The organism is Vreelandella jeotgali Hwa (assembly GCF_000334215.1).
Taxonomy (GTDB): Bacteria; Pseudomonadota; Gammaproteobacteria; order Pseudomonadales; family Halomonadaceae; genus Vreelandella; species Vreelandella jeotgali.
Map to the genome: position 1 here is coordinate 1 of NZ_AMQY01000023.1, position 12848 is coordinate 12848.

Consider the following 12848-nt stretch of genomic DNA (forward strand, 5'->3'; position numbering starts at 1 on the left):
CGAGATTCGTTCGCAATTGAATCATGCAGAGTGATTCGATATAGCTGTGGCATTTGACCAGAGGACCTGATGCATCAGACGGCCACACCGATTCTGGATATCTTCGCCTGCGTTACCGACCCACGTCACTCCAGCCAGGTGCAGCACCCCTTGCCTGACTTGCTCACCGTCGCCGTCTGCGGCGTACTTGTTGGCGCCGATACGTTTGAAGAAATTGAATTGTGGGCCCGGGAAAAGCTCTCCTGGCTTCGTCAATACCTCAACCTGCCCAATGGGATCCCATCGCATGACACTTTTGCCCGGCTCTTCGGTTTGATGGATCCACGCGAGTTCGAAGTGACCTTCCGGCGCTGGATAGACGGCGTTCTGCCCAACCTCTCGCCTCAGGTTGTGGCCCTGGACGGCAAGACCAGCCGGCGGTCGGCCAGGGCCTGCGAAGCGCCTCTGCACCTCGTCAGTGCCTTTGCCGCTGATGCTGGCGTCATTCTCGGCCAGCAGGCGACTGCCACCAGGTCTAACGAGAAGACCGCCATCCCGGACCTGCTGGCGACTCTGGCGTTGGAAGGGTGCATTGTCACCATCGACGCCATGGGCACTCAGCCTTCGATCGCGCAGGCGATCCGCGAGAGGCGGGCCGACTATGTACTGGCTATCAAGGAGAACCAACCGCAACTCAAGGAGGCAATCGACGACTTCTTCGAACAATTCGGGATGGCACCGGCATCGCAGACCCCGCATCAATTCAAGGAGGAGGTAAACAAGGCACATGGCCGCCTGGAAACACGGCGTTGCTACGTGTTCGATGCGCTGGACTGCCTGCCAAAGCCTGATCGCTGGCCGGACATGCGCTGCTTCGCCGTTATTGAGTCAACACGCGAGTACCGGGGTAGAATGGAACGTGACTACCGTTATTACATCAGTAGCCTGGAACCGAATGCCGAGCAAATGGCCAGGGCAGTTCGACAGCACTGGCGCATCGAGAACCAGGTACACTGGTGCCTCGACGTCACCTTTGCTGATGATCAGATGCGGGCACGAACGGCGCATGCGGGACATAATCTGGCCATTCTCAAGCGATTGACGCTCAATGTCATTCGTCTGGATCCGATAAAACGCAGGGGAAGCTTCAAGACCAAGCGTATCCTTGCGGCTACCTCTGACGACTATCGCGCCCATCTACTTGGCCTGGAATGAGACGTCTTCTTTACGTGCGATTGCCCTGCCCCGGCACCGCGTTGCGGTGCGCGCTTTTATCACCGCCCGCATTGGGCGATACTTTACGCGCAGATGGGTAACAAGGCAGCGGCAGACGACGCATCGACAGCGGCCCACCGCCGGCTGCGGATGACGATGGCCAAGCCACATGACAGTGCATAAGCATATCAGCGTATCCGTGCGCTGCGTAGCGCCATGCCGCCGGCCGTGTGGCAGTTTGCCGCATAATGACGTTAAACCCGTCGCATATTACGACGCGTTCGGCTAGCATGGGTTCAAGACTGCCCGTAAGAGGCGGCTACCAGGGCATCGATAAAACCGCCCTGATGCACCGGGTGGAAACCCCACCTGACTACCGTGATCCAACGCGATAGCAACAGGAGATACCATGGCCAATCAGAGTCGACGCGATTTCATGCGCACCGGCGTGCTGGGGCTTGCCGCCCTGCCGCTGGGCGCGGGCATTCTCTCGCAGACGGCCTTTGCCGAAACCCTGCCCCGGCTGGACCCGACAGCCAGCAACGCCAAGGCGCTCAACTACGTGGAAGTGGCCAGTGAGGCCAGCGACCATCCCGCGTACGAAGACGGTCAGCACTGCGCCAACTGCATGTTCTACACGGAAGAAAACAAGGGCTGCCAGCTCTTCCCGCAGCACAGTGTCGAGCCCAAGGGCTGGTGCCAGTCCTGGACCACCGCCGGGTAATACAACGCAAGACCCACGCCTGAGTTTTGATGCATCAGGCCTGCAAGTCCGCCGGCGACTGCCGGCGGACTTTTTTGGTTGTATATGGCCGGGTCACTGCCGGCCACTACAGCCTCACTCCGGCGTCGCACAGAACAGGCTATCAGAGAGCCGCCGCCACGCGAGTGCCCTGATCAATGGCGCGCTTGGCGTCCAGCTCCGCGGCTTCCTCAGCGCCGCCAATGACATGCACCCCCTGGGCTTCCAGCGGCGAGACCAGTTCGCGTACCGATTCCTGGCCGGCGCACACCACGATGGTATCGACATCCAGACACTGGGCTTCACCGTCGCGGCTGATATGCAGCCCCGAGTCATCGATGCGTTCGTACTCGCAGCCCGGCAGCATGCTTACCCCGTGCTTTTTCAGCGTTGCGCGGTGTACCCAGCCGGTAGTGATGCCCAGCCCTTTTCCGGGTTTGCTGGTCTTGCGCTGGAGCATGACAACCTCCCGGGAAACCTGTGGCGTTTCGGGAGCGGCCAAGCCACCCCGGGCTTCAACGCCCATGTCCACGCCCCATTCACGGCACCAGGCCTCAATATCCAGCGCGGTAGCCGCCTGGTTGACCAGCAACTCTGCCACGTCGAATCCGATACCCCCGGCACCGATAATCGCCACGCGCCGGCCCACTCGCTCGGGCTGTTCGATGGCCTCGGCATAGCTCAAGACCCGGCCTTCCTCGATACCCTCGGTGATACCCGGCAGCTCGATTGCCCGCGGGCGTACGCCGGTGGCGAGTATGACCTCGTCAAAGTCGTTCAGCACCTCGGGCCGAGCGGCGGTGTTCAGACGAATATCCACCCCATACTTGTCGAGCATGACGCGGTAATAGCGCAGCGTTTCGCTGAATTCTTCCTTGCCGGGAATCCGGCGCGCATGGTTGAACTGACCGCCCAGCTTCGACTGCTGCTCAAACAGCACCACGCGATGCCCGCGGCGGGCGGCGGTAACGGCAGCGGCCAGACCCGCGGGGCCGCCGCCGACCACGGCAACCTGCCGGGCAGACGCTGCTGCTTCCACGACCAGCTCGGTTTCATGGCAGGCACGCGGGTTGACCAGGCAGGACGTCAACTTGCCGGCAAAGGTGTGGTCGAGACAGGCCTGGTTACAGGCGATACAGGTATTGATCTCGTCGGCCTTGCCTTCCTGCGCCTTGGCGACCCAGTCGGCATCGGCGAGAAACGGGCGCGCCATGGACACCATGTCGGCATGCCCGTCCACCAGCACCCCCTCGGCCACGTCAGGCATGTTGATGCGGTTGGTCGCAATCAGGGGCACCCCCAGCTCGGCCTTCATGCGCTGGGTAACGGCGGTAAAAGCCGCGCGGGGCACGCTGGTGACAATCGTCGGGACACGCGCTTCGTGCCAGCCAATGCCGGTGTTGATGGCGTCGACCCCCGCCGCTTCCAGCGCATGACCCAGTGCCACGACCTCTTCCCAGGTGCTGCCATCTTCGACCAGGTCGATCATCGACAGACGGAAGATCAGTACAAAGGCATCGCCGGTGGCCTCGCGGATGCGGCGTACGATGTCCAGCGCAAACCGGGTGCGGTTGGCAAAGCTCCCGCCCCAGTCATCATCGCGCTGGTTGGTGCGCTGACAGATAAACTGGTTGATCAGGTAGCCCTCAGACCCCATGATCTCGACGCCGTCGTACCCGGCCTGCTGCGCCAGGCGAGCAGAGCGCACGTAGTCGTCGACCTGCTGTTCGATCTCGCTGCTTTCGAGAGCACGCGGAGGAAACGGATTGATGGGCGCCTGAATCGCCGACGGGGCCACGGGCTCCGGCGAGTAGGCATAGCGCCCGGCATGCAGAATCTGCATACACACATGCCCGCCTTCGGCGTGAATGGCATCCACGACCTGACGGTGCTCCGGCAGCTGCGCCTCCTGAGTAAGCGCATGCGCTCCCTTGAACACGGCACCTTCGGGATTGGGCGCAATACCGCCGGTCACGATCAGCGACACGCCGGCGCGCGCCCGCTCGGCGTAAAAAGCCGCCAGGCGTTCGAAGCCACCGGGCACTTCTTCCAGGTTGGTGTGCATGGATCCCATCAGAACCCGGTTGGCCAGAGTCAGCGAACCAAGCTTAATGGACTCGAAAAGCTGGGGATAAGCGGTCATACGGTCTCCTGGAAACAGGGGGTTTGTCCTGCCCCGCGGGCAATTTCAAACAAGCGTATGACATTCCGCGCGACGCGTATAGCCCTGGCCGCTACGTATCAGGGCCAGAGCCGCGACTCAGGGACCTTTCCGGCCGCAGTAAAGCTGATACCTTCGGCTAAAAGCCGTTCCCGCTGGCGCTCGGCGCCGCCGTGGTCGGCCAGCCGGCGCGAAGCGGCTATGACCCGGTGCCAGGGCAGGGTGCTGTCCTCGGGTAGATGACGCATGGCGCTACCCACCATGCGCGGCGTGGGCGCGTCGGCCAGCCGGGCTACCCGGCCGTAGGTGGTCACCCGCCCCGGCGGAATCTGCGCCACGACGGTATAAATTCTTTCCCGCTGCGCGGAAGCGGCCATGTTATCTCCCGTTGTAGGCTTTACCGGTACGCGGACGGTTTTCATTTGCGCACCGGGTTTTTCATCGCGACGACGCTCAAGCTTGCGTCATCATTGGCGGCGCGCAAAGGTGAGTCCTGTTCCGTTGGCAACCCTGCCCGGAACCACTGCTGCCAAACAGGCGACAACAATCAACGGCAACAGATGTAGCAGAGGAGCAAGCAATGCTGAGCGAATGGCTGGACTGGACGCTGGATGGAGTATGGCCGGATACGGCATCGGGAACCTTGCCATCCGCACGCTATACGCTGCATGCCCCCGGCGTACTCGAGCTGGAGCCTGCCAACTGCGCGCCTCATGCGCATGCCTGCATTATGTCAGCCGCGATTCACGGCAATGAAACCGCGCCGGTAGAGCTGATCGGCCAACTGCTCAGCGCTATCGAAAGCGACGCGTTATGCCTCGGCGCGCCGCTGTTGATCATTCTGGGCAACATACCCGCTTTGCGCGCCGGTACACGCTTTGTGGATACCAACCTGAATCGACTTTTCCGGCACGATCTGGACGCTGAAGGCATGGAACCCGACCGCGCCCGCGAGCTCATGGCGCAGGTGGATGCGTTTTACGCGCGCCACGCTCATCTCACGCCGCTGCACTACGACCTTCACACCGCCATACGCGAAAGCCTGTACCCCCGTTTTGCCGTCGCGACCCGTGGCGATGCGCCCACGGACCCTGCCCAGTGGCGCTATCTGGCCGCAGCCGGCCTTCAGGCCGCGCTGTATCAGCAAGGGCACAGCTGGACGTTTTCGCATTACAGCAAGCATTATCACAAGGCTCAGGCCTTCACCCTCGAGCTGGGCCGAGTCGCCCCGTTCGGGCATAATGATACGGCACCGCTGGCCCCCATGCTGACCCTGTTGCAGGCGCTGTGCCGGGGCGAACTGCCGGATGAAGCCCCCACCGACGGGATGGCGTTCTTTCACGTCGAGCAGGAACTGATACGCCATAGTGCCGGTTTTTCACTCTGTTTCCCCGAGGATACGCCCAATTTCACGGCCTTCGAGCCGGGCACCTGTCTGGCCCGGGATGACCAGGCCGGCGACACGAGAGTAGAGGACTCACCGCTGCACGTTGTGTTTCCCAACGCGCAGGTTGAAATCGGCGCCCGGGCCGCCCTGCTGGTCACCCCGGCGCCCTGCCCGTCGCCATCCCGACAGGCATCGACTCACGACAGTCATCAACCCTAAGCACCACCGGCAGCACCCGGTAACAAAAACGTCCCGATAACATCGAGCGCACTGCGCCCCGGATCACGCTGCCCTGTTAGAATTATTGCTTTTTTGGCGCCGTCCCTGACTATCGACGCCTGTTGTCCGGTAACGGCCATCGTTGATTCGGATCATGCCGGCGCCAGCGCTCTCACTGACCGCCAGCGTTGCTACGGTAACCCCTGTTTTGGAGCCTATTTTATGGCCGACACGCCCCTTCCCCTTGAAGTGAACAACATTACCAAACGCTTTGGCGACACGGAGGTGCTGAAAGGTCTGTCGCTGAAAGCCCACAAGGGGGATGTCATCACCCTGATTGGCGCCTCGGGGTCGGGCAAAAGCACCTTCCTGCGCTGCATGAATCTGCTGGAACAGCCCGACGACGGCGAGCTGATCGTGCACGGCGAACCGGTGCGCTTCAAATCGACCGCCCGAGGGCGCGAGCCCGCCGACTGGAAGCAGGTCGTGCGCATGCGCGCCAAACTGTCGATGGTGTTTCAGGGGTTCAACCTCTGGGCGCACATGACGGTGCTGGAAAATATCATCGAGGCGCCGATCCATGTGCTGGGCAAGTCGCGCAAGGAAGCCACGGAACACGCCGGAGCGCTGCTCGAACGAGTGGGGCTGAGCCACCGGGCCGATGCCTACCCCGCGCAGATTTCCGGCGGACAGCAGCAGCGCGGCGCGATTGCCCGGGCGCTGGCCATGGACCCCGAAGTCATGCTGTTTGACGAGCCCACCTCGGCACTGGACCCCGAGCTTGTCGGCGATGTGCTCAAGGTCATGCACGGCCTGGCGGACGAAGGCCGCACCATGGTGGTGGTCACCCACGAAATGGGCTTTGCCCGGGACGTTTCCAGCCAGGTGATGTATCTCCACGAAGGCCAGGTCGAAGAAGCCGGCGACCCTGCCGAGGTGCTGAAAAATCCGCAGTCAGCGCGCCTCAAGCAGTTTTTGGCGCCCAAATACTGATACCCGACGCCCGACGCATACTGATTCCGAGGATTCCGGAGACTACATCCATGCTGGATTTACAGGGCTACGGCCCAAGGCTGCTGGAAGGCGCCGGCGTGACCCTGGCGCTGGCCGTGCTGTCGCTGATACTCGCGCTGGTGCTGGGTCTGGTTACCGCCAGTGCCAAGATGTCGCATAGTACGGTTGCCCACCGTCTGGCCACGCTGTATACCACGCTGATTCGCGGCGTGCCCGACCTGGTGCTGATGATGCTGCTGTTTTTCGGCGGGCAGATCGGCGTCAATGCGCTCACCGACTCGCTCTACGACGCTACCGGCATCGACATCTTCATCAATATCAACGAATTTGTTGCCGGCGTGGTCACCATCGGGCTGATTTTCGGCGCCTACATGGGAGAAACCTTTCGCGGCGCCTTCATGGCCGTGGACAACGGCCAGATCGAGGCCGGCAAGGCCTACGGCATGACCCCGCGGCTGGTATTCTGGCGAATCCGTTTTCCCCAGATGATGCGTCACGCCCTGCCCGGGCTGTCCAACAACTGGATGGTACTGCTCAAGACCACCGCGCTGGTCTCGGTTATCGGCCTGGCCGATATGGTGCGTATCGCCGCCGAAGCCTCCAAGGCCACCCGCGAGCCGTTTACCTTCATGCTGGTCGTGGCGGCGCTGTATCTGATGATTGCCAGCGTCTCGGAATGGATTTTTGCCCGCCTGCAAAAACGCTACAGCATCGGCTACGGGGAGGATGACTAATGCAAGCGCTTCTCGACTGGCTGGACGGCCTCCTTGCCGACAACAGCATCTTCACCCTGCAAACGCTGTCCTACTACGGAGACGGCCTGGTCACCACCGTTCAGCTGGTATTCCTGTCGCTGATCATCGGTCTGGTCATGGCCGTGCCGCTGGCCATTGGCCGCAGCTCGCGCCGCGGTGTGATCAAGTGGCCGATCTTTCTGTATACCTATGTGTTTCGCGGTACGCCGCTGCTGGTACAGCTCTATCTGATCTATTACGGCGTGGTGTTTGTCGAAGGCATTCAGGAATCCTGGCTGTGGCCCATCGTCAAGGAACCCTTCGTCCCGGCGCTGGTGGCCTTCACGCTGAACACGGCCGCCTATACCACGGAAATTTTCCGGGGGGCGATCAAGGCCACCCCCAAAGGCGAAATCGAAGCGGCGCGCGCCTACGGCATGTCGCCCATGCTGGCGCTAAGACGCATTGTGATTCCCAGCGCCTTTCGGCGCGCCCTGCCGGCCTACGGCAACGAGGTCATTTTCATGCTGCATGCCAGCGCCATCGCCAGCGTTGTCACCCTGATGGACCTCACCGGCGCGGCGCGCTTTATCTATGCACGCTTTTACGCGCCCTTCGATGCGTTTCTGTTCGTGGCCGCCATTTACCTCTGCCTGACCTTTACCGTGCTGTACTTTTTCCGCTTTCTGGAAAAACGGCTGATGGCACACCTGAAGCCCCTGAACTGATCGTCAACAACGTGCCCGCATGGCCATCGAGGTTGGCCATGCCCGAAGAGCCGGGAACAGGTCGAAGAGGGGTTCTACGCCAGGGATGGCGTAGGTAGCGTCCAGGGATGGATGGATAGCGCCCCTCGCCGACCGGTTGACGGCTCGCTCGATGGGTCAAGGCTGACGGCAATAGCTCTGAACGTGCCCGGCCAATACTGGTCAGGCGCCCTGGCGGCCGGTAGGATCAATGAATCGGCCTCGGCGCCGAACAAGGTTGTCTCCGGTGTCCTGCCGGAGTCACGAAAACGGGGAGCAGCGCTCAGTGCCTGACCTCCCTCATGGCAATACCATGGAGACGATAATGACAAAACGACTCACCCTTTCGATGCTTACCCTGGCCGTTGCAACCGCCACCGCTGCTCAGGCGCAGGCCGACGATACGATCCGTATCGGTGTGGACGTCCCCTACGAGCCGATGGAATTCCGTACCGCCGAAGGCGAGCTCACCGGTTTCGATATTGAGCTGGGTAACGCCATGTGCGCCGAGATGAACCGGGAATGCGAATGGGTCGTACAAGGCTGGGACGGCATCATTCCGGGACTCATGGCGCGCAAGTACGATGCCATCATGTCGTCGATGACCATCAACGACAAACGCCGCAAAAAAGTGCTGTTCTCCGATCCGTATTTCACCCCGCCTTCGGCCTGGTTCATCCCGTCGTCCAGCGATCTTGACGAGCCTTCGAAGGAATCCCTGGACGGCCTGAGCGTCGGCGTCCAGCGCGGCACCCTCCAGGATAACTACGCCACCGACATGTACGGCGATATCGCCGATATCAACCGCTACTCCACCGCCGACGACATGGTGCTGGATATGGAGTCGGAGCGCCTGGATATCGTCTTTCTGGACTACCCCGTGGGCCAGTCAACGCTGCTGGAAAGCGACAACCGCGACTACGAAGTGGTCGGCGACATGATCACCGAGCCGAAAAAATACTTCGGCGACGGCTTCGGCATGGCCTTCCGCCAGCGCAACGAGGATCTCGCCGCTGCCTTCAACCAGGCACTGGACACGCTGCAGGAAAACGGCACCTACGACGACATCAAGGCACGCTATTTCGAGTAACCGGCAACGCCGGGTCACCCTCATGCCGTTGACCCGGCGCTGAGGGGCTTTTGCCCCAACCACAGGCAAAGGCCAATGAAACGCCCGGTAGCAGGCTGGCTACCGGGCGTTTTTTGATCCGGCTCTCCTTCTGTTCCAGCTCTGCAACTTTCTGCTCCAGCTCGGCAAATTACGGCAAAAAGCTGAACATCGGCTCGGGGGCATCGGGCAGCAGCGCGGCACAGGCCTCGAGTTTGCGCGCCAGCTCGGCATGATCGCGTGCCACCACGTTGACGTGCCCCAGCTTGCGCCCGGCGCGTTCCGACTTGCCGTAGCGGTGCAGATGCACGTCAGCCTGGCCCAGCAACCGGCTGCTGTCCGGCTCCCGGGCGATCACGTTGGCCATGCAGGTGGTCGCCACCGCGGCGGTTTCGCCCAGCGGCAGCCCCTGAACGGCGCGCAGATGGTTTTCAAACTGGCTGGTTACCGCGCCGTCCATGGTCCAGTGCCCGGAGTTGTGCACCCGGGGCGCCATCTCGTTGGCCAGCAGCTTACCGTCACGGGTCTGAAACAGCTCCAGCGCCAGGACGCCAACGTAGTCCAGCTCATCGAGCAACGCGCGGATATAATCGTCTGCGGTTTGCTGTACGGTCGCGTCAAGATCGGGCAGCGGCGCTACCGAATAGCGCAGAATGCCGTCGACGTGCTGGTTTTCCGCCATGGGATAAAACTGCACCGCGCCGTCGCGGCCGCGTACGGCGATGATGGAAACCTCGCGGACAAAATCCACGAACGCCTCCACAACCAGCTGCTCGTGGCCGATATCCGCCCAGGCGTCGCCGGCGGCGTCAGGCGTCCGGAGTACCGCCTGCCCCTTGCCGTCGTAGCCCTCGGTCGCGGACTTCGCCACCACCGGGCAGCCCAGCGTCTGCGCGGCGTCCGCCAGCTCGGCGGCGCTGGTCACCACCCGGTAGTCGGGCGTGGGGATACCCAGCCGGTCGAACAGCGCTTTTTCCTTCACCCGGTTCTGACACACGGCAATGGCACGGCTGCTCGGATACACCGGGCGATGCGCCTCGATCTCGCGGATCAGCGACACGGGAAGATGCTCGAACTCATGCGTTACCACGTCCACGCGTTCGAGAAACTCGTTCAGCCGGCGGTTGTGCGGATCGCTGATAATCTCACCGAGATCCGCACTGTGGCTGCCGGTGGTGTCCAGGAAGGTAAAGCGGCTGCCCAGCGGATAGCCCGCAAGCGCCAGCATCTGCCCGAGTTGGCCGGCGCCAAGTATGCCCACATTCATGTCAAACCTCCCATGTCGAATCTCCGGAAAATACGTCAGAAAACGCGCCGCCAGGGCGCCTGGGGAAAAGCATGCCGGACACACACGCCAGCTAGGCGTGCAATGCCGATAACAACAGCGTGCAGCTGACGGGCAGGATCTGCTCAACCCCGGCACTGCCGGGGATTATGGCACGTTGACCAGGCGCGGGAAAACGCGTCCGGGCAGCATACACCGGCGCCTGTAGAGCTGGCTCAGGTAGCAGGCAACGACTCGCGCCGACTGGCCAGCCAGTTGCCGACCATCAGCACCACGATTAGCGCCGTGCCGGCCACCTCGGCCGTCAGATCGGGATAAAACACGCCGACAATGCCGGGCAGCAGCATCAGGCGCGTTATCGCCGATAAGCGGGTGAACAGATAGCCCTCCAGCGAGGCGGCAAACGCACCCAGCGCCAGAAGCCCGCCCACTGCGCTCCAGACCACCAGCGCCACCGGGCCGCCCACGATAATCTCGGGGTTGTACACCATGAACAGCGGCACCAGGTACAGCCCCTTGGCAAACTTCCACGCCTGGAAACTCGTGGGCATGGGTTTGGAGCCGGCAATCGCCGACCCGGCGAAGCCGGCCAGCGCTATTGGCGGCGTCACGTTGGAGTCCTGCGAATACCAGAACACCACCAGATGCGCGATCAACAGAGGCACGCCAAACTCGTTGGACAGCGCCGGCCCTACCAGCACAATCAGCACGATGTAGCTGGCGGTGACCGGTAGCCCCATGCCCAGCACCAGGCTCGCCAACACCACCAGCACCAGCGCCAGCAGCAGATGGCCACCGGACAGGGTAATCATCATCGACGAAAACTTGAGCCCCAGCCCCGTCAGACCTACCACGCCGACGATAATCCCCGCCACCGCACAGGCCATGGACACCGAGACGGCATTGCGCGCGCCGAGCTCCAGCCCCTGGAGCAGACGAATCAGCCCGCCGCGAATCGCCCGATACAGACGCGGCGCGGTCACCGGCTCGCCGCGCCGGGGGCCAACAAACCAGAACCACACCGCAAAGCGCAACACCGCCACGGAGATGATGGTCACAATCGCGTAGTAGCCCACGCGCATGGGTGACATATTCATGACCAGCAACCATACCAGCACCGCCAGCGGCAGCAGGAAATGCCAGCCGGTCGCCATCACATCGCGCACCTTGGGCAGCTTGTCGCTGGCCATGCCCTGCATGCCCTGCTTCAGCGCAATAATATGGACAAAAAGATAGACGGTGCCGAAATACATCACCGCCGGCAGAATGCTGACCTTGACCACATCGAGATAAGGCATCCGGGTATATTCGGCGATCAGAAAGGCCCCGGCCCCCATCAGCGGCGGCATGATCTGACCGCCGGTGGACGCAGCCGCTTCAATGCCCCCCGCCTGCTCGGGTTTGTAACCCAGGCGTTTCATCAGCGGGATAGTAAAGGCGCCGGTAGTCACGACGTTGGCCAGGGCGCTGCCGGAAATCGACCCCATACCCGCCGACGCGATGACCGCCGCCTTGGCCGGCCCGCCGCGCTGGCGACCGGTCGCCGCATAGGCCAGGTCGATGAAAAACTGGCCGGCGCCGGTGATTTCCAGAAAAGCGCCAAACAGCACAAAGATGAAAATATAGGTGGCGGCCACTCCCATGGGCAGACCGAAGATGCCCTCCTGCCCCAGATACAGCTGGCCCACCAGCCGGTCGATGTTGTAGCCGCGATGCTCAAGCACCCCGGGCAGGAACTGTCCCAGCCACGGCAGATCGCCGCGCGGCCCCGCCAGAGCATAGAGAATGGCGATAATACCGATGGCGGTCATGCCCAGTCCCACGGCACGCCGACTGGCTTCCAGCACGGTGATAGTGGCAATGCAGCCAATCACGATGTCGGTCTGCGTCCAGAAGCCGGCGCGCTGAAAAATGGCGTCCAGGTTGAAAACCAGGTAGCCGCCGGTTATCACCGCACCGGCAAAAAACGCCAGATCCAGCGCCCCGCCGAACAGCCCGCGTTTGCGCCCGGGGCCGAATACGGGAAGCATCAGAAAAGCCAGCATCATGATAAACGCCAGATGGATGCTGCGCTGATAGAAAAGCCCCAGCGGCTCGATACCGGCGGCGTACAGCTGAAACAGCGACAGCGCGATGGCGACCAGGCTGATCAGCCAGAGCATCGGGCGGGAATGATCGGCCTGGCTACCGGGAATGACGGGAGATTCAGCCGTTTCGCTCATGGGGATATTCTCGTTGTTGGGGCATGGTCATGGCGC

At 62.2% G+C, this 12848-nt stretch carries 11 protein-coding genes; 7 read left to right on the forward strand and 4 right to left on the reverse strand.

Annotated elements, in window-relative coordinates; genetic code table 11:
• Nucleotides 1–69 precede the first annotated feature (69 nt).
• Together C793_RS0110455 and C793_RS0110460 are read left to right on the forward strand one after the other, a co-directional pair.
• Complete coding sequence (locus C793_RS0110455) at nt 70–1194, forward strand: ISAs1 family transposase (RefSeq protein ID WP_017429388.1); 1125 nt, start codon at nt 70–72, stop codon at nt 1192–1194.
• 409 nt (nt 1195–1603) lie between these two features.
• Nucleotides 1604–1918 carry a high-potential iron-sulfur protein gene (locus C793_RS0110460; protein ID WP_017430892.1) on the forward strand — a complete coding sequence of 105 codons (315 nt, stop codon included), beginning with the start codon at nt 1604–1606 and terminating at the stop codon, nt 1916–1918.
• Nucleotides 1919–2060: 142 nt separating this feature from the next.
• Here C793_RS0110460 and C793_RS0110465 read toward each other — a convergent pair whose 3' ends face one another.
• Both C793_RS0110465 and C793_RS0110470 read right to left on the reverse strand, forming a co-directional pair.
• Complete coding sequence (locus C793_RS0110465; RefSeq protein ID WP_017430893.1) at nt 2061–4079, reverse strand: NADPH-dependent 2,4-dienoyl-CoA reductase; 2019 nt, start codon at nt 4077–4079, stop codon at nt 2061–2063.
• A 98-nt stretch (nt 4080–4177) separates the two neighbouring features.
• Nucleotides 4178–4474, reverse strand: coding sequence for an MGMT family protein (locus tag C793_RS0110470; protein ID WP_017430894.1), 297 nt, complete (start codon nt 4472–4474; stop codon nt 4178–4180).
• A gap of 203 nt (nt 4475–4677) precedes the next feature.
• Between C793_RS0110470 and C793_RS13880 the strand changes: the two genes are divergently transcribed.
• From C793_RS13880 to C793_RS0110495, 5 genes are all read left to right on the forward strand, one after another.
• Nucleotides 4678–5703: a succinylglutamate desuccinylase gene (locus C793_RS13880; protein WP_017430895.1), complete on the forward strand. Its 1026-nt coding sequence runs from the start codon at nt 4678–4680 to the stop codon at nt 5701–5703.
• A gap of 222 nt (nt 5704–5925) precedes the next feature.
• Nucleotides 5926–6696, forward strand: coding sequence for an ABC transporter ATP-binding protein (locus tag C793_RS0110480; RefSeq protein WP_017430896.1), 771 nt, complete (start codon nt 5926–5928; stop codon nt 6694–6696).
• A gap of 50 nt (nt 6697–6746) precedes the next feature.
• Nucleotides 6747–7451: an ABC transporter permease gene (locus tag C793_RS0110485; protein ID WP_017430897.1), complete on the forward strand. Its 705-nt coding sequence runs from the start codon at nt 6747–6749 to the stop codon at nt 7449–7451.
• Nucleotides 7451–8179, forward strand: coding sequence for an ABC transporter permease (locus C793_RS0110490; protein WP_017430898.1), 729 nt, complete (start codon nt 7451–7453; stop codon nt 8177–8179). The genes C793_RS0110485 and C793_RS0110490 overlap by 1 nt, the downstream gene beginning before the upstream one ends.
• Nucleotides 8180–8522: 343 nt before the next feature.
• A complete protein-coding gene (locus C793_RS0110495) occupies nt 8523–9287 on the forward strand; it encodes a transporter substrate-binding domain-containing protein (protein WP_026106237.1) in 765 nt (254 codons plus the stop codon).
• A gap of 169 nt (nt 9288–9456) precedes the next feature.
• Here the strand turns inward: C793_RS0110495 and C793_RS0110500 are convergent, their stop codons facing one another.
• Together C793_RS0110500 and C793_RS0110505 are read right to left on the reverse strand one after the other, a co-directional pair.
• Nucleotides 9457–10572 carry a 5-(carboxyamino)imidazole ribonucleotide synthase gene (locus C793_RS0110500; protein WP_017430900.1) on the reverse strand — a complete coding sequence of 372 codons (1116 nt, stop codon included), beginning with the start codon at nt 10570–10572 and terminating at the stop codon, nt 9457–9459.
• Nucleotides 10573–10805: 233 nt separating this feature from the next.
• Nucleotides 10806–12812 carry a TRAP transporter permease gene (locus tag C793_RS0110505; protein ID WP_017430901.1) on the reverse strand — a complete coding sequence of 669 codons (2007 nt, stop codon included), beginning with the start codon at nt 12810–12812 and terminating at the stop codon, nt 10806–10808.
• Between the last annotated feature and the right edge of the window lie 36 nt (nt 12813–12848).